General features: G+C 70.8%; 18 protein-coding genes. 9 read left to right on the forward strand and 9 right to left on the reverse strand.

Features of this window, described 5'->3' with window-relative positions; translation table 11 throughout:
• The first annotated feature begins 46 nt into the window (after positions 1 to 46).
• Together ACFJGV_RS17675 and ACFJGV_RS17680 are read left to right on the forward strand one after the other, a co-directional pair.
• Positions 47 to 787: a hypothetical protein gene (locus ACFJGV_RS17675; RefSeq protein ID WP_378145429.1), complete on the forward strand. Its 741-nt coding sequence runs from the start codon at positions 47 to 49 to the stop codon at positions 785 to 787.
• Between the two features lie 183 nt (positions 788 to 970).
• A complete protein-coding gene (locus ACFJGV_RS17680) occupies positions 971 to 1,807 on the forward strand; it encodes an alpha/beta fold hydrolase (RefSeq protein WP_378145431.1) in 837 nt (278 codons plus the stop codon).
• A gap of 88 nt (positions 1,808 to 1,895) precedes the next feature.
• Here the strand turns inward: ACFJGV_RS17680 and ACFJGV_RS17685 are convergent, their stop codons facing one another.
• Together ACFJGV_RS17685 and ACFJGV_RS17690 are read right to left on the reverse strand one after the other, a co-directional pair.
• On the reverse strand, positions 1,896 to 3,353 hold the full coding sequence (locus ACFJGV_RS17685; RefSeq protein WP_378145432.1) for an MATE family efflux transporter: 1,458 nt from the start codon (positions 3,351 to 3,353) through the stop codon (positions 1,896 to 1,898).
• A gap of 138 nt (positions 3,354 to 3,491) precedes the next feature.
• Entirely contained in the window at positions 3,492 to 3,926 is a 435-nt protein-coding gene (locus ACFJGV_RS17690; RefSeq protein WP_378145434.1) for a MarR family winged helix-turn-helix transcriptional regulator, read from the reverse strand.
• 62 nt (positions 3,927 to 3,988) lie between these two features.
• Here ACFJGV_RS17690 and ACFJGV_RS17695 point away from each other — a divergent pair, with 62 nt between their 5' ends.
• Positions 3,989 to 5,656, forward strand: a complete 1,668-nt coding sequence (locus ACFJGV_RS17695; RefSeq protein WP_378145435.1) for a cation:proton antiporter — start codon at positions 3,989 to 3,991, stop codon at positions 5,654 to 5,656.
• A gap of 3 nt (positions 5,657 to 5,659) precedes the next feature.
• Here ACFJGV_RS17695 and ACFJGV_RS17700 read toward each other — a convergent pair whose 3' ends face one another.
• Complete coding sequence (locus tag ACFJGV_RS17700) at positions 5,660 to 6,514, reverse strand: helix-turn-helix domain-containing protein (RefSeq protein WP_378145437.1); 855 nt, start codon at positions 6,512 to 6,514, stop codon at positions 5,660 to 5,662.
• A gap of 101 nt (positions 6,515 to 6,615) precedes the next feature.
• Between ACFJGV_RS17700 and ACFJGV_RS17705 the strand changes: the two genes are divergently transcribed.
• Positions 6,616 to 7,296, forward strand: coding sequence for an SDR family NAD(P)-dependent oxidoreductase (locus ACFJGV_RS17705; protein WP_378145439.1), 681 nt, complete (start codon positions 6,616 to 6,618; stop codon positions 7,294 to 7,296).
• 83 nt (positions 7,297 to 7,379) lie between these two features.
• A complete protein-coding gene (locus ACFJGV_RS17710; protein WP_378148771.1) occupies positions 7,380 to 8,054 on the forward strand; it encodes a VIT family protein in 675 nt (224 codons plus the stop codon).
• 29 nt (positions 8,055 to 8,083) lie between these two features.
• Here the strand turns inward: ACFJGV_RS17710 and ACFJGV_RS17715 are convergent, their stop codons facing one another.
• Positions 8,084 to 8,287 carry a hypothetical protein gene (locus tag ACFJGV_RS17715; RefSeq protein ID WP_378145441.1) on the reverse strand — a complete coding sequence of 68 codons (204 nt, stop codon included), beginning with the start codon at positions 8,285 to 8,287 and terminating at the stop codon, positions 8,084 to 8,086.
• Positions 8,288 to 8,301: 14 nt separating this feature from the next.
• Entirely contained in the window at positions 8,302 to 8,583 is a 282-nt protein-coding gene (locus tag ACFJGV_RS17720; RefSeq protein ID WP_378145443.1) for a hypothetical protein, read from the reverse strand.
• A gap of 161 nt (positions 8,584 to 8,744) precedes the next feature.
• Here ACFJGV_RS17720 and ACFJGV_RS17725 point away from each other — a divergent pair, with 161 nt between their 5' ends.
• A complete protein-coding gene (locus ACFJGV_RS17725) occupies positions 8,745 to 9,113 on the forward strand; it encodes a VOC family protein (protein ID WP_378148772.1) in 369 nt (122 codons plus the stop codon).
• A 47-nt stretch (positions 9,114 to 9,160) separates the two neighbouring features.
• Here the strand turns inward: ACFJGV_RS17725 and ACFJGV_RS17730 are convergent, their stop codons facing one another.
• The gene (locus ACFJGV_RS17730; RefSeq protein ID WP_378145444.1) at positions 9,161 to 9,352 is read right to left on the reverse strand and encodes a hypothetical protein; all 192 of its coding nucleotides are present in this window, start codon (positions 9,350 to 9,352) and stop codon (positions 9,161 to 9,163) included.
• A gap of 47 nt (positions 9,353 to 9,399) precedes the next feature.
• Between ACFJGV_RS17730 and ACFJGV_RS17735 the strand changes: the two genes are divergently transcribed.
• Positions 9,400 to 9,852 (forward strand): hypothetical protein, encoded by a 453-nt coding sequence (locus ACFJGV_RS17735; RefSeq protein ID WP_378145445.1) that lies wholly within the window; start codon positions 9,400 to 9,402, stop codon positions 9,850 to 9,852.
• A gap of 135 nt (positions 9,853 to 9,987) precedes the next feature.
• The gene (locus tag ACFJGV_RS17740) at positions 9,988 to 10,257 is read left to right on the forward strand and encodes a hypothetical protein (RefSeq protein WP_378145447.1); all 270 of its coding nucleotides are present in this window, start codon (positions 9,988 to 9,990) and stop codon (positions 10,255 to 10,257) included.
• A gap of 374 nt (positions 10,258 to 10,631) precedes the next feature.
• Here the strand turns inward: ACFJGV_RS17740 and ACFJGV_RS17745 are convergent, their stop codons facing one another.
• From ACFJGV_RS17745 to ACFJGV_RS17755, 3 genes are all read right to left on the reverse strand, one after another.
• Positions 10,632 to 11,297, reverse strand: coding sequence for a histidine phosphatase family protein (locus ACFJGV_RS17745; protein ID WP_378145449.1), 666 nt, complete (start codon positions 11,295 to 11,297; stop codon positions 10,632 to 10,634).
• Between the two features lie 72 nt (positions 11,298 to 11,369).
• Entirely contained in the window at positions 11,370 to 11,792 is a 423-nt protein-coding gene (locus tag ACFJGV_RS17750; RefSeq protein ID WP_378145451.1) for a nitroreductase/quinone reductase family protein, read from the reverse strand.
• Positions 11,789 to 12,892: an LLM class flavin-dependent oxidoreductase gene (locus ACFJGV_RS17755; protein ID WP_378145452.1), complete on the reverse strand. Its 1,104-nt coding sequence runs from the start codon at positions 12,890 to 12,892 to the stop codon at positions 11,789 to 11,791. Before ACFJGV_RS17755 ends, ACFJGV_RS17750 begins: the two co-directional genes overlap by 4 nt.
• Before the next feature lie 132 nt (positions 12,893 to 13,024).
• On the opposite strand from ACFJGV_RS17755, the gene ACFJGV_RS17760 reads away from it, so the two are divergent.
• Complete coding sequence (locus ACFJGV_RS17760) at positions 13,025 to 16,792, forward strand: AAA family ATPase (protein WP_378145454.1); 3,768 nt, start codon at positions 13,025 to 13,027, stop codon at positions 16,790 to 16,792.
• The last annotated feature ends 8 nt before the right edge of the window (positions 16,793 to 16,800 follow it).

Raw genomic sequence — 16,800 nt, forward strand, 5'->3', positions numbered from 1 at the left:
GGTCCGCTTCGCTCTGCTGGCGGGCGACCACCGAGACGATGTCGTGGTGATCGGCGGACTGAATCCTGAGTTCCTCGCGCCAGAAGCCCCAGTCGCTCATCAGGGAACGACAGACGTGGATCTGCTCTTCGCGCTCGGGTTCGATGATGCCGCGGCAGGCCCGGACTACTCGTGGCTCGACGAGGCGCTGGCGATCGGCGGATTCAGGTCACTGAATGGCTGGCGATGGGATGCGACCCTCGGTGGCGCCCGGGTTCGTCTTGAGTTCCTCTGCGACGTGTGGGATCACACGGCGGACACCGTGCCCTTGCCCGGTTCCCACGTGGTCGCGAGCAAGCTCGCGGGGCCGGCCGCCGCGCTCGTGGATCCGGTGCTGCGCAGTCTGCCCGTCACGTCCTCTCTGCGTGGAGAGCACCCGGATGCTCCCGACGCTGTCGAGCTCCGTTTCGCCAACCTCGGTGGCTACCTCTTGGCGAAGGCCGCCGCCGCGCAATCGCGAATGCTCGCAAAGGACAAGTACGACCTCATGTACGTGACGTTGTACAACGAGGAAGGTGGCGCCGTGGCGGCAGCAGAGGCGGTCCGCATCCAGCTCGAACTCGCGGGGGACGCAGCAGCTCCCGATGACATCCGTTCGGTGATGAGCAGGTACGTCGATCCCGCCGGTTCGTGGGCGGGCACGTTCGCACAGACCATGATCTCCACCGGAGACGATGCGATCGAGACGGAGCTTCGGGCCGATGCCTCGGTGGGTGCCCGGCAATTCCTCGAGGCGCTCGAACCGTAGCGCGAGCCACGAGTTCGGGGGCACACGATACCCAGAGCGAACGGTCGCATGACGTTCAGCGAACCGCCCCCATCCGGGGTTGACGCGAGGGCTACTGTGGAGTCACCCTCCGTGGGTTCGCGGGGGTCACAGCCCGACGGCCGTCGTGAGCGCGGCGGGGCGCGAGACGAAGGGATGATCGACATGGGTTTCGTCACCACGGAGGACGGCGCGGAGATCTTCTACAAGGACTGGGGCAGCAAGGACGCCCAGCCGATCGTGTTCCACCACGGATGGCCGCTCTCGTCGGATGACTGGGACGCACAGCTGCTGTTCTTCGTCCAGCACGGGTTCCGGGTCGTCGCGTTCGACCGCCGCGGCCACGGCCGGTCGTCGCAGATCGCCACCGGTCACGACATGGACCACTACGCCAGCGACGCCGACGCGGTCGTGCAGCACCTCGACCTCCGCAACGCCGTGCACATCGGCCACTCCACCGGTGGCGGTCAGGTGGCCCGCTACGTCGCGAAGTACGGCGAGCCGCAGGGGCGCGTGGCGAAGGCCGTGCTCGTCGCGGCCGTGCCGCCGCTGATGCTGCAGACCGATGCGAACCCCGAGGGCACCCCGCTGTCGGTGTTCGACGGGTTCCGCAGCGCGCTCGCGGCGAACCGTGCGCAGTTCTTCCGCGACGTCGCCGCCGGCCCGTTCTACGGCTTCAACCGCGAGGGCGCCGAGGTGTCGGTGCCGGTGATCGACAACTGGTGGCGCCAGGGCATGACGGGCAGCGCGCTCGCGCACTACGAGGGCATCAAGGCGTTCTCCGAGACCGACCAGACCGACGACCTCAAGGCCATCAGCGTGCCCGTGCTCGTCGCACAGGGCGACGACGACCAGATCGTTCCTTACAAGGACGCGTCCCTGAAGCAGCACGAGCTGCTCCAGAACTCGACGCTGAAGATCTACGAGGGCTACCCCCACGGCATGCTCACCACGCACGCCGATGTCCTCAACGCCGACCTCCTCGCCTTCATCCAGGAGTAGGTCCCGGGCCTCACGAACCGAAGCGGCGCATCCCGACAGGAGATGCGCCGCTTCGGCGTTCAGGCTGAGGCGTTCAGGGGTGAGGAGGTCAGGGCGCCGCGGCGGGTTCGGGCTCGAGGGCGGCCTCGGCGCGAGCGGGTGTCCCGGCGTCCAGGTCGCGAGCCAGAGCACGACGTGTCGCGAGGTAGAGCACGACGCCCGTGGCGAAGACGACGACCTCCGTCACCGTCATCGCCCAGATGAGCCCGGGCAGACCGAACCACAGGTTCGCCACGATCACGATCGGGATGAACAGCACTCCCTGTGCCATCGACATCACGATCGCCGCCGTCGAGCGGCCCGCCGCCTGGAACAGGGTGGTGAACAGCCCGGTGAACCCGTTGACCACCGTCGCGACCAGCTGCGCCGTGAGGATGAGCACACCCACCCCGACCACCGCCGGATCGGACGAGAACAGCCCGAAGACCTGGTCGCGGAAGAGGAACACCGAACCCGAGAACACGAGCACGATCGCCCCGATCGCGAGCGCCGCCGCCCGCAGCGAGGAGTTCAGGCGCATCCGATCGCCCTTGCCGAACGAGTACGCCAGCAGGGGCAGGATGCCGATGGTGACGCCCATCACGAGGAACTCCGGCAGCTGCGCGATGCGCAGCCCGACGCCCATCGCGGCGAGGGTGCCGTCGCCGTAGGCGATCGCCAGGTTGTTCATCACGAGTGCGGTGACGATGAGGAACGACGACTGGAGCAGCTCGCCGACCCCCACGCCGAACACCGGCTTGAGGATGGCGGGCTTCACAGTGAACCACCGCGGGGCGAGGCTCATGTGCTCACTGCGTCGCTGGAGGAACCACGCGTAGTAGACCACGGCGATGAGGTTCGCGAGCCCGACCGCGAGGGCCGCCCCGGCGACGCCCCAGCCGAGCACGAGGATGAAGAGCACGTCGAAGACGAGGTTGCCCACGGTCGACGCGATGAGCCCGATCATCGACTGCTTCGCCGCGCCTTGCGCACGGACCAGCTGCTCTAGGCAGAACATAGACGCGAGCACGGGCACGAACGCGAGCATGACCGCGACGTAGGAGCTCGTCGCGGGGGCCGCGGCGGCATCCGCGCCGAGGAGGTGGACGAGAGGGTCGAGCAGCAGGAGCCCGGCGCCACCGACGACGACGCCGGCGATCACGGATCCCCAGAGCGCGAACGAGGAGACGCGCTTGATGTCCGCCGTCTTCGTGGGGTCGTGCTCGGCGGCGCCGAGCAAGCGCGACACGAGCGCCCCGCCGCCGACGCCGAAGACGCCGCCGACCGCCATGACCAGCCCCAGCAGGGGGAGGCCGAAGGTGATCGCCGCGAGGAGCGCGCTGTCGTGGAGCGAGCCGACGAAGCCGGCGTTGATGATGTTGTAGACGGCTCCGACGCTGACCCCGGCGGCCATCGGCACCGCCAGGTGCACGAGGGCGCGCCAGATGGGCGCGGTGGAGAGGTACCAGCGGTCGGTGCCGCGGGCGGGGGAGGCGTTCGGGGTGAGGGATTCATCCTGGATCGTCATGAGAGCTCCTTTCGGGCGTGACGGATCGCGCGACGGCAGGTCGCCGTGGCGTGGGGGAGCGCGCGGCGTCAGTGCGCCGGGGCGTGGGGGAGCGCGCGGCGGCGGAGGCCGGGGCGTGCGGGCAGGGACGGGGGAGGGTCAGCGCTCCGTGAGCGGGGGCAGCTCGTCCGTCACCTTCCTGAGCAGGGAATGCAGGTGCGAGCGCTCGGCGGGGTCGAGGGGCGACAGGATGTCGTCCTCCATGCCGAGCATCGCCTCGCGGAAGCCCGAGATGAGCGCGACGGCCTCGGGCGTGGCGTACACACGCTTCGCTCTGTCGTCGCCCTCCTCGCTGCGCCGCTCGACGAGGCCTCGCTTCTCGAGACCCTGCAGCAGGCTCGAGACGCTGGCCGCGCTCGTGCGGCTCATGCGTGCGATGTCGCGCTGCATCGCACCGGGGTTCTCGGCCAGCCACCCGATCGTGCGGCCCTGCTCCGGGGTGAGGCCGCGCTCGCGGTTCCACTCCTCGGCGGCCTTGAACTGGGCGAAGCCCACCCAGCGCATGAGGCCGAGCGTGCTGTCCATGAACTCCATGATCAGAACTATGACAGTTAGATATCTAACTGTCAAGCATCGAAGTACATTATGCTGGCGCCATGACCGAGACGCTCGTCATCCTCGTGGTCGCCCTCGTGGTGATCGCGTTCGCCACCCTCGTGGGGCCGAAGCTCGGTGTCGCGGCGCCACTCGTCCTGGTGCTCGCCGGGGTCGGGGCGAGCTTCCTCCCGGTGTTCGCCTCGGTCGAGATCGAGCCCGAGTGGATCCTCGCGGGCGTGCTCCCGCCGCTCCTGTACTCGTCGGCGGTGTCGATGCCGGCGATGAACTTCCGGCGCGAGTTCGGCGCGATCGGCGGGCTGTCGGTGGTGCTCGTGGTGGTCACCTCGCTCGCACTGGGGCTGTTCTTCATGCTGGTGATCCCCGACCTGGGCTTCGCGTGGGGCGTCGCGCTCGGCGCGATCATCAGCCCCACGGATGCGGTCGCCACCTCCATCATCAAGCGCACGTCGGTCTCGAAACGCGTCGTCGCCATCCTCGACGGAGAGAGCCTCCTCAACGACGCGACCGCGCTCGTGCTGCTGCGCACCGCGATCGTCGCGACGGCGGCCGCGTTCTCGTTCTGGGGTGCGATCGGCACGTTCGCCTACTCCGTCGTCGTCGCCGTGGTCATCGGATGGCTCGCGGCCCTGCTCGGGCTGCTGCTCCGGAGACGGATCTCGAACCCGACGGTCAACACCGTGCTGTCGTTCACCCTGCCGTTCCTCGCGTCGATCCCCGCGGAGCTGCTGGGCGCATCCGGTCTCGTGGCCGCGGTGGTGGCGGGCATCGTCACCGGCATCCGGGCCCCGCGCGACCTCACCCCGCAGACCCGGCTGTCGGATGCGCAGAACTGGCGCACGGTCGAGCTCGTGCTCGAGGGCGCCGTGTTCCTCACGATGGGCATCCAGATCACCTCGATCCTGGCCGACGTGGAGCGCGAGCACGCGGGCATCGGCCTCGCGGTGCTGATCGCCGCGGGCGCGCTGCTCATCACGCTGCTGGTGCGGGCCGTCTACGTCGGGCCGCTGCTGGCGGTGCTGTCGTGGCGCTCGGCGCGACTGGCCCGCATGAAGGACCGCGTGCAGGGCATGCAGGAGCGGATCACCTCGCCGGAGGGGGCGAAGGAGACCTTCGAGGAGGTGAACCACCGCCGCCGACCGCGCTCCGAGCGCGATCTGCAGCGCTTCGTCTCGCGGGTGACGCAGGTGGTCGCCGACGTCGAGTACTTCCTCCGCGCTCCGCTCGGGTGGCGCGAAGGCACCGCCGTGGTCTGGGCCGGGATGCGCGGGGCGGTCACCGTGGCGGCCGCCCAGACGCTGCCGGAGGGCACCCCGCAACGGCCGGTGCTGGTGCTGATCGCCTTCGCGGTGGCGGTGCTGTCGCTGCTCGTGCAGGGCGGCACCATCGGACCGTTGCTGAAGCGGATCGCGCCGCAGACCGATAAGGCCGCCGTCGCCCGGCAGGCGGACGAGGAGCGATCGCGCCTCTTCGAGTTAATGCGCACGAGCGGGGAGTCGATCGAGAGGCCCCCCGTCGACGGCGAGCGCAGCGCCGAGTCGTTCGAGCGGGCGAAGCAGTACCAGCTCGACCTGATCGCCGCTCAGCGCGCCGCTCTGCTCGATGCCCGCGACAACGGGACCTTCGACGCGGATGTGCTCGAGACCGCGCTGGCCAACCTCGACGCCTCGCAGATCGCCATCGAGATGCGCGCCACGATGGCGGAGTGAGCGTCAGCCGCTCTGCTCCACCCCGGCGGCGTGCAGCCTCTGGAGGCCGGTGACCCGCAGGAGGTCGAGGCGGGATGCGTCCTCGGATCCCGGTACCGCGGTGTAGACCACGATCCGGAGATCGCCGCCCGGGACGGTGAGCACGTCGCAGTCGAGCGTGATGCGCCCGACCGGGGTGTCGGTCACGGTCTTCCGGCTCGAGCGGTGCTCGGCGACGCGGGCGATCGACCAGCGCTCGGCGAAGTCGGGGGAGACCGTGCGCAGCCGGGCGACCAGGTCGGCGAGACGTGCGTCGGCAGGGTACCGGCCCACCGCCATCCGCAGATCGGCGACCAGGTCGGCCGAGAACTCCTCCTCGTGGAGCTCGTCGAACTCGGTCCCGGCGTGCCCGAGGGTGAAGTGGCGCCAGACCAGGTTCGCGTCGAGCCCCCGTCGGTCGCTCGGATCACCGGTGAGCGCGGCCCACAGATCGTTCCAGAGCAGGATGTCCCAGGTCGCGGAGAAGACGCCGAGCGGCACGTCTCCGAGCCGGTCGATCAGACGCTGCACGCCCGGCGTGACGAGTCGGGGGACAACCGTGGGCGGGGGAGGGGCGACGCCGGCGATCCGGTGGAGATGGTCGCGTTCCTCCGGTGTCAGCCGCAGGGCGTTCGCCAGCGCCCCGAGCAGCTGGGGTGACGGATGGGTGGAGCGCCCCTGCTCGAGCCTCACGATGTAGTCGACGCTCACGCCGGCGAGCGCCGCCAGCTCCTCGCGGCGCAGCCCCGGCGCGCGACGCGCGCCACCCGCGGGAAGCCCCACCTCGACGGGGTCGACGCGGTCGCGCCACGCCCGCAGCACACTCGCGAACTCGTCCATGCGTCCATCCTGCCCCGCGCCTCCGCCCGCACCCTGGTACCGCTGGTCCCACCGTCGACCGGGGCCTGGGTGTGTGTGGTCACGGGGCGGAGCATCGAACCATGACGAACACACTCATCACCGGAGCCAATCGCAGTCTCGGGCTCGAGACCGCCCGCCGCCTCGTCGAGGCCGGCCACACCGTCTACGCCGGGATGCGTGATCCCTCGGCGGGAGACGCCGTCCGCGAGCTCGGCGCTCACGTGCTGCAGCTCGACGTCACCGATCAGGGCAGCGTCGAGGCGGCGATGCGCGAGATCCCCGCGCTCGACGTGCTCGTCAACAACGCCGGCATCCTCGGTTCCTCGTACTCGCTCGACGATCTCGACGCGGACGCGATGCAGACGGTGCTCGACACCAACGTGGTCGGGATCGTGCGCGTCACGCAGGCCGCGCTTCCCCTGCTGCGGGAGTCGGCGCATCCGGTGATCGTCAACGTGGCGTCGGGCGTGGGCTGGCCCCGTGCCCTGCGGGCCGCCGGGCGCGACGAGCACCCGGTGCTCGCCGTGCCCTACGCGGCCTCGAAGGCGGCCGTGATCGCGCTCACCGTGCAATATGCGAAGAACCTGCCGGGCTTCCGGGTCAACGCCAGCGATCCCGGCTACACGTCGACCGAGTTCAACGGGTACAGCGGTCACCAGACCGTCACCGAGGGCACGGATGCGACGGTCGCGCTCGCGACGGTGGCACCGGACGGGCCGACCGGCGAGTTCCACGACCGTCATGGGCGGATCGAGTACTGACGGTCGCCCGCACCTGACATGATGTGCTCGTGACGAGCGCCCTCGACCATCCGAAGCATCCCGGCGAGCCGCACGTGGGAGGCATGGCCGCCCGCCTGAACTGGCTGAGGGCCGGGGTGCTCGGGGCCAACGACGGCATCGTCTCGGTGGCCGCCGTGGTGGTCGGCGTCGCGGGCGCCACCCCCGAGCTCGCTCCCATCGCGACGGCGGGGGTCGCGGCGCTCGTCGGAGGCGCGATCTCGATGGCGCTCGGCGAGTACGTGTCGGTGTCGAGCGCGCGCGACAACCAGCGGGCGCTCATCGCGAAGGAGGAGGGCGAGCTCGCGGCCGATCCGGAGATCGAGTTCGAGGAGCTCACCGCCCTCTACCGCGACAAGGGGCTCAGCGAGCAGACGGCGCGGCAGGTCGCGCGAGAGCTGACCGACCACGATCCGCTCACCGCCCACCTCGAGGCCGAGCTCGGCATCGACCAGGACGACATCGCGAGCCCGTGGCAGGCCGCCGCCGCCTCCGCCCTCGCGTTCTTCTGCGGCGCCGTGCTGCCGATGCTCGCCATCCTGCTGCCCCCGCCCGACTGGCGGATCCCCGTCACCGTGGTGGCCGTGCTCGTGGCGCTCGCCGTCACGGGGGCGGTCGCGGCGCGGATCGGCGGGGCGCGAGTGGTGCGCGCCACACTCCGGGTGGTCATCGGCGGTGGTCTCGCGCTGGCGGCCACCTATCTCATCGGGACGCTGCTCGACAGCTCCGGCATCGTCTGAGGCCCGACCGGCACCGGTCAGGTCACGGGTCACCCGCGGCGGTGCTCGCCGATCACGAGCGCCAGCACTCCGAGCACCAGTACCCCGACCACCGCGACCCCGAGCGCGAACAGCAGCGCGAGCATTGGTTCGCGGGTGACCAGGCCGACGGCGAGCCCGGTGAACACCGCCATCGCGCCGGCCAGGGCGAGCAGCTCGACCGGGCGCAGGGAGCGGGAGGGACGTGACGCCATGCGCTCTGAGCGGCTCAGTCGCCCGTGAGGGAGTGCTTGAGACGGCGCTGCGAGAGCGCGACCTGGGTCGACGCGCGCCCCAGGCCCTTGCGCAGGCGCTTGGCGCGCTCGACGTCGATGCCGTGCAGGCGCAGTCGTGCGTCGCGGGCGCGCTCCTTGCGCTTGCGCTTCGCCGCGGATCGGCGCCGCAGCACGATCAGGCCCGCCGCGCCCGCCACCAGCGCGAGCAGGACGATGCGGCCGCCGGGACCCTTGCCGTCGCCGTGGTCGAGGTCTGCCTGAGGGGACTGGGTCATGCTGCCCAGGCTGGCACCGAACCACGGTGCTCGCCAGGGGGCGAGCCTTCCGCGCGCCGGTGGTGCTCGCTACTCTGGCTGCACCATCGACGGCGAGGAGCCCCACCATGACCATCACGCTGAGTCCGTACCTCAACTTCCGCGACCAGACGGTGGAGGCCATGGAGTTCTACCACTCGGTGACGGGCGGCGACCTCACCATGTCCCGGTACTCCGAGTTCGGGGTGAGCGACGATCCCACTGAGGCCGACAAGATCATGCACGCTCAGCTCATCATGCCGTCGGGCCTCATCCTCATGGCGGCCGACGTCCCGAACCGCATGGAGTACTCGCGCGGCGTCAACGCTCTGTCCGTCTCGCTGTTCGGCGACGACGAGGAGGAGCTGACCCGTCTCTATGAGGGGCTCTCCGAGGGCGGCACGATCGGCGAGCCGCTCGCCAAGGCCCCGTGGGGCGACAGCTTCGGCTCGTTCACCGATCGGTTCGGCGTCGACTGGCTCGTCAACATCTCCCCGGCGCCGCAGGCCTGAGCGCCGCGGCCTGAGCCTCGGCGCCGCATCCGTGGTCGACGTCGACGCTAGAAGTCGTCGATGTGCAGATGGTTGCAGGTGTCGTCGAACTGGGTGAAGTTGCTCCAGCTGTCGCTCGTGCCCGCGCTGCGGCGGCAGTTGGCCTGACCCACGCGCGATCCGCTCGGCATCACACCGTTCAGCACGTCGATGAGCTGCAGCGAGGCCGAGTTCGCGCCGGTCGTGGCCGAGCCGCCCACCGAGGTGAAGTCGACGGCGTGGCCGCCACCATCGCGATAGTGCGCGGATGCGGTTCCCCGCCCCCTCGATCTGCCCGGTGCAGCGCCGACTGATGTCGCTGACGCCGGCGCTGCCGAAGGCGCGCACCGCGGCCACCATCGCCTGCAGGATCGACGTGTCGATGGTGCAGTTCGGCACCGTCTTGCCCTCGGCGATCCACTCGATCTCGAAGATGTGGTCGGGGTACGAGCCGTGGAACTGGCCGGACGCCACATATCCCATGAGCTCCTGCGCCAGCGACTGGTCGTCGGACGACACCGGTCCCACCGACTGTCCGCCGCCATGGGCCGCCGCCGCGGCGGCCGCGGCAGCTGCAGCGGCGGCGGCCGCCGCAGCAGCGACGCCCTCCTGGTACTGCTGCTCGGTGGTGGCGAGGTTCTGCTGGAGGCTGGTCAACTGCGCCTGCAGCTCGGCCTCGTGCGCGTTCTGCTCGGTGAGCGCGGCGATCATCGCCTGCTGAGCCTGTGCCGCCTGCTCGAGTGCGTCCTCTGCGGCCTGCTGGAGCTGCGTCAGCTCCTGCTTCGCCACGTCGGCCTGCGCCGACAGCGACTGCGCGGTGTTGCTGTCCTGCTTCGCCTCGGCGTAGATGCCGTTGATGGTCTCGGTCAGCTTCCCCATCGAGCTCAGCTTGGCGAGCACCTCGTCGGCCTGCGCGGCGTTGCTGCCGATGAGCACCGAGGTGACGCTGGGGCCACCGGTCTTGGCGAAGTCGGCCGCGAAGAGAGCCGCCTGGCGGCTCGCCGCATCCGACTTGGCCTGCCACTGCGCCGCCGAGGCGGAGAGCGCGTCGGCCTTGGCCTGGCCCGCGGTAAGCGCGGTCTGCGCGGCGTCGGCCTCGGACGTGCGCTGCTCGACCAGCGCCTGAGCGGCGGCCGCCTTCGCCTGAAGGTCGGCGATGAGCGCGGTGATCTGGTCGATCTCCGCCTGCTTGGCGCCCTCGCTCGCCCGTGCGTTCTGCACGTCGTCCCAGCTCGGGTAGTCGGCGGCGTAGGCGGGGGCGCCGATGACCGTGGCGCCGATGGTCAGCGACAGCGTGGCGAGGATCGCGGCCGCGAATCGGCCGGCACCTCGGCGCGCACCCGCACGACGTCGGGGATGGGGCATGGGACCTGTCCTGTCGGGATCGGGGCGCGCTCGCGCCCCGCACCGATCCTGTCTAACATCCGGCCGGGGCACTTCGTGGCGCGACGCGCGCGATCCGCGGTACTCGTAGCTGCGCTCCGGAGGGAGCCGAGACGGTCAGTCGGCGATGTCGCCCTCGCCACCGGGATCGGGATGGCCGTCGGCCAGCGCGGCCCCGCCGATCGGCTGCTCCGACCAGTGCGTCATGCGCCATCCGGAGCGGAACGATCCCTCCATGACGACCATGCCGGTGTTGTCGAGCCGCAGCCCCGCGGAGCTCTCCTCGTCGAGGTTCTCGGCCGTGCCGGCGCTCCACACGCGGATGGCGGCGCCGTGGCTGAACAGCGCCACGGTCTGGTCGTCGGAGTGCTCCGACGCGATCCGCTCGACGGCGCCGTCGAAGCGGGCGAAGAAGCCGTGGCCGTCCTCGCCGCCCTCGATCCGGGCCGACCGGTCGTGCCACCACGCCACGATGGGCTCGAGGTAGCCGCGGAAGGCCTCCTTGTCGGTGCGGTGCTCCCACACGCCCGCGTAGATCTCCTGAGCGCCGTCGACGACCTCGATCGGCAGACCACGGTGCGTCGCGAGCGGGGTCGCGGTGATCGAGGTGCGGATGAGGGTGGAGGCGTAGATCGCCGAGATCGGCTCGCTCTCGAGAGCCTGCGGGATCGCGGCGGCCTGGCGCTCGCCGATCTCGGTCAGTCCCGGTCCCGGGTACTCCGAGCTGATCTCCCCTCGGGCGTTCTCCGGCGTCTCCCCGTGTCTGATCAGCAGCAGTCTCATCGAGCCCAGCCTAGACGAGCGGGTATCCGCGCCGTCGGGCCGACGGGCCGGGGAGCAGGATCAGCGGGACGCTCAGCGGCGCGTCAGGCGCACCACGGGGATCACGCGGCCGGCCGCGCGCTCCTCGTACTGGCGGAAGCCCTCGGACCGCTCGGTGAACTGCGCCCACGCGGCATCGCGCTCGGCTCCGGCGAGCACCTCGGCGACGACGTCGACCCTCTCGACGCCCGTGTCTCCGGGCACCTCGAGCGAGGCCTCGGGCGTGTGGACGAGGTTGTGGTACCACGCGGGATTGTCGGGCGCGCCGGCCTTCGACGCGGCGATGAACCACGACCCGTCGGGCTGACGGAGGGCGAGGACGGGGCTCTCGCGCACCGCGCCGCTCTTCGCCCCGACGGAGTGGAGGATCACCAGATCGCTGCCAAAGCCCGCGGTCGAGACCGTGCCGCCGTTCGCGCGGAACTCCTCGATGATGCGGGTGTTGAAGTCGCTCATGCGGTCAGCTTGGCAGACACCAGCAGCTCTGCGGCGAGCAGCGCGAGCGAGCGCTCGCGGGCCGGGGTGGAGGTGAGGGGCTGCGCGGCCCACGCGCCACCCGCGGGCGACACCATGACCTCATCGACGCCGTAGCGCTCAGCGCCCTGGCGGATGCGGTCGGCGACGTCGGCGGGCTCGCCGATCATCCATCGCGCCTCCTGCTCGGCGATCGAGGCCTGCTCGGCCGCGGTGAGCGCCGTGGCCTGGGCGTCGTCGATCGTCAGCTGCGGCCCGAGGGTGCCGCCGGTGCGCAGACGCGCCATCGTGATGAGCTGGGGGAGCGCGGCCAGGCGGGCGGCCTCAGCGTCCTCCGCGACCGACGCGTTGACCGTGAGCAACGTCTTCGGGGCGGTGAGCGCCTCGGAGGGCTGGAAGCCCGACCGGTACAGGTCGAGCGCGCGGTCGATGCCCGGAGCGCCGAAGTGGTTGGCGTATACGAAGGCGAGACCGAGCTGCGCGGCGAGCGACGCGCTGTAGTCGCTCGATCCGAGCAGCCAGATCTCGGGCGCGCTCGTCGAGCGGGGCGTCGCCCGCAGCTCGTAGCTGCGGCCACGGATGTTCAGGCCCACGCCGGGCTGCTCGTCGCCGAAGGGCGCTGACGCGGGCGCCCGGTCGGAGCCGAGCAGGGCGGCCACGGTCTCGACGTCGCTGGGGAAGTCGGCGGCGGGATCCGCATCGGCTGGGCCGCGACGGCCGCGCAGCATGTACGCGGTGACGGGATCGGAGCCGGGGGCGCGTCCGATCCCGAGGTCGATGCGACCGGGGTGCATCGCCTCGAGCAGCGCGAACTGCTCGGCGACGGCCAGCGGCGCGTGGTTCGGCAGCATGACGCCGCCCGAACCCAGGCGGATCCGCTCGGTCGCCGTGGCGAGGTGCGCGATGAGGGTCGACGGCGTGGTCGACGCGACCGCGGGCATGTTGTGATGCTCGGCGACCCAGAATCGCGTGTAGCCGAGGCGGTCGGCGGTCTGGGCGAGCGACACGCTCGCCGCCACGGCCTGAGCCGTGGTCTGGCCGGCGCGCACCGGGATGAGGTCGAGGACGGAGAGCTGAGTCATGACCCTCTGTACAGCGCCCGTGGAGGGCGAGGTATTCCGATCCGGACGGATGCGGGCACCCAGACGAGGGGAATGTGGCGAAATCCGGCGAGTTTCCGCTGATCGACGAGGGCTCGACCTTATGGTGACCGTGTGTGGCGCGCCGATAAGAGACGAGACGCGGACGACCTGACGTCCGCGACCGACGCTGCCGAGACGGCCTGGGGTCGTCACGGCGCGTCGTCGTCGGAGATTCCCCTGGGTCAGGTCTTCACGACCGAGAGCCTCGTCGACCCTAGCCGCGAGGAGTGGCGGGCCGAGATCGCACAGCTCGGCGGCGTGAGCCCGCTGATCCACTTCGACGACTCCCCGCGGTCCCGGATCGAGCTCTCCACCACCCACCCGGGTGGGCTCGCGCAGTTCATCACGGGCAACGCGACCCTGCTGTCGAACCTCATCCGCGACGAGCTGGCCCTGCGCAACGCCCGTCTCGCGGCCGGTGTCATCACCGACAAGGGCGTCGAGCTGCGCTCGGTGCGCGGCATCGACGCCGTGCACCTCGCCATCGGCCTCGCCGAGTGGCGCACCGACGACGACTCCTTCCGCGCTCCCGTGCTGCTGCGCCCGATCTCGGTGCGCCGGTACGGTCGCGACTTCGAGCTCAAGCTCCGCGGCCGCGCCTACGTCAACCCCGAGCTCGTGCGCGCCCTCGCCGAACAGTTCCAGATCTCGGTCGACGAGCGCACCTTCGTCGAACTGGCCGAGCAGTCGGGCGTGTTCAAGCCGCAGCCGGTCATCGACCGCCTGCGTGGCCTCACCTCGCACCTGCCGTGGTTCTCGGTGCATCCGCGCCTCGTCGTCTCGACCTTCGCCGACGTCGCCAGCGCGATGGCAGCGGATGCGCGCGCCATCCAGCACCCCGTGCTCGACGCGATCGCCGGGAACCTCACCGCCCGCCGCGCCGTGCAGGACGGCTTCCACCCGGCCGAGCCGGCGCCGCAGGACCACCGCGCGCCCTCGACCGACACTCTCCTCCTCGACGCCGACAGCGAGCAGGAGAACGTCATCAGCCAGATCGCCGCGGGCAACTCGCTCGTGGTGAAGACCCTGCCCGGCACCGGCGGCACGCAGACCATCGTGAACGCCATCGGCGCTCTCGTGGGGCAGAACAAGCGCGTGCTCGTGGTGAGCCCCCGGCGGCTCAGCCTCACCGGCATCGACCGCCGCCTGTCTGACGTAGGCCTCCCGGGCCTCGCCGTCTCGCCCCGTACTCTGCGCCGCGACCTCATCAAGTCGATCGCCCGCAACGAGAAGTCGGAGGCGCCGCAGGTCGCCGACATCGACGACGCGCTCGTGCGCCTGCGCGCCGTGCTGCTCGACTACCGCACCTCGATGTCGCGTGTCGATCCGCTGCTCAAGGTGTCGGTGCTCGACGCTCTGCGCGAGCTGGCGCGCCTGTCGCTGCTGCAGAACCCGCCGAAGACCACCGCGCGCCTCGAGCGGTCGGCCCTCGAGGCGCTCGCGACGGGTCGCGCGAAGGCCGCCCGCATCCTGAGCAAGGCGGCCGAGCTGGGGCAGTTCCGCTACGGCCCCGACGACTCCCCGTGGTACGGCGCGTCCTTCACCTCGGGCGACGACGCCCATCGCACGCACGACGTCGCGAAGCGGCTCAGCCACCACGATCTCCCGAGCCTGCTCACCGGGGCGTACGAGCTCATCGGGCAGACCCGCATGCGGCCGTTCTCCACCATCAACGAGCTGGGCGTCTACCTCAGGCTGCTCGCCGACCTCCGCGAGACGCTCGACAAGTTCCAGCCCGTGGTCTTCGACCGCTCGCTCACCGACCTCATCGCCGCGACCTCCGCGCGCCGCGACGCGCCGCAGATGTCGTCCACCTCGCGTCGCCGCCTCAAGGCCCTCGCGCGCGAGTACGTGCGACCGGGAGTCCACGTCACCGACGTCAACGCCGCGCTCCGCCGCATCCAGCAGCAGCGCACGCTCTGGTACCGGTTCGCCGCCGCGGGCATCCCGCCGGAGATCCCCGTCGGCATCAACGAGGTGCAGATGGCGTTCCAGCGCGTCACCGAAGACCTCGCACTCCTCGACATCCCGCTGGGCCTCGTCGGCACCGGCAAGGAGCTGTCGAACCTCCCCATCGAGCAGCTCATCGAGCGCATCGAGGGCCTTGCCGAGGAGTCGGAGGTCATGGCGAACCTGCAGGAGCGCATGGAGTTGCTCGACTCGCTGCGCGAGCTCGACCTCGACGCCCTCCTCGTCGACCTCTCGAACCGGCACGTGCCCGAGTCGGCCATCCCCGACGAGCTCGAGCTCGCCTGGTGGCAGTCGGTGCTCGAGTCGATGCTGGCGTCCGATCGTGCCCTGCTCGGCGCGAACACCGCGGTGCTCGACCGCCTCGAGGGCGACTTCCGCCTCGTCGACGAGGCGCACGCCTCGATGAACGGGCAGCTCCTCGCGTGGCAGCTCGCCGAGACGTGGAGCGTCGGCATCGTCGACCACCCCGACGAGGCCGCGGGCCTCAAGACGATGCTGCGCTCCGACGACGTGACGAGCGTCGCGCTCGAGCGCACCGCGCCGCATCTCGCCAAGGCGCTCGCGCCCGTGTGGCTGGCCTCCCCGTACGAGGTGCCGCAGATCAGCGACTCGATCGCGTTCGACACGGTCGTGCTGGTCGACGCCGGCGCGACGACGCTCGCCGAGAACGTGCCCGCCATCCGTCGTGGCCGTCAGATCGTCGCGTTCGGCGACCCGGTGACCCAGACGCCGTCGTACTTCGAGACCGCCGTGCGGTCGGTCGACGAGCAGCGGGCGGTGCCCGACGCCGCCACCGTCGAGGGCCTGCACTCCGACTCGGCGCTCGCGCAGCTCGCCGACCTCGTGCCCACGCTGTCGCTCACCCGCAGCTACCGTGCGGGTGGCGAAGACCTCGCCGAGCTCGTGAATCACCGCTTCTACGGTGGGAAGATCGACTCGCTGCCGTGGGCCGGCACCTACCTCGGGCACGGCAGCCTCGCGCTGCACTACGTCGAGGGTCGTGGCGGGATGCCCGATCCCGAGTCGGGTGCGGTCGAGAGCGTCGACGCCGAGGTCGAGAAGGTGGTCGGCCTCGTGCTCGATCACGCCATCCACCACCCTCGCGAGTCGCTGATGGTCATCACCGCCTCGTCGAAGCACGCGGTGCGGCTCCAGCAGGCCGTCCTCGCGGCGTTCGCGAAGCGGAGCGACCTGGCCGACTTCATCCTCAAGGAGCGCGCCGAGCCGTTCATGGTGGCGACCCTCGAGCAGTCGGTCGCGCAGAGCCGCGACCGGGTCATCTTCTCGATCGGGTACGGCAAGACCGCCCACGGTCGTGTGCTCACCAACTTCGGCGGGCTCGCTCGTCCCGGTGGCGAGCGACTGCTCGCGGTCGGTATGACGAGGGCCCGCCGATCCATGGACATCGTCAGCTGCTTCACCCCGGCCGACATCGACGAGGACCGCATGAACTACGGGGTCGTCGCGCTCCGGCAGATCCTCACCGAGGCCGAGAGCGGTCCGACGCCCGACACCTTCTCGAGCCCGGGCGACGCCCTGCTCATCGACCTCGCGCGTCGCCTCGGCAACCGCGGACTGGCGGTGGCGTTCGAGCACCGCGGCAAGCTCACGCTGGTCGCCTCGCACGACGAGCGCGCCATCGCGATCGAGACGGATGCGGTGGTGCACTCCGCGAGCCTCCGCGAGTCGCTGCGCCTCCGGCCCGACATGCTGCGCCGACTCGGGTGGCACTACCTCCGGGTGCACAGCTTCGAGCTGTTCTCCGATCCCGAGGGCGTCGCCGCGCGTATCTCCTCGGTGCTGGGTGTGCGCGAGCTGTCGCTGGTCGAATCCGACGCGATGGCGACGGGCCCGATCAGCCGGATCTGATCCGAATC

The sequence above is a fragment of the Cnuibacter sp. UC19_7 genome (genome assembly GCF_042699995.1).
In the GTDB taxonomy this organism is placed as follows: domain Bacteria; phylum Actinomycetota; class Actinomycetes; order Actinomycetales; family Microbacteriaceae; genus Cnuibacter.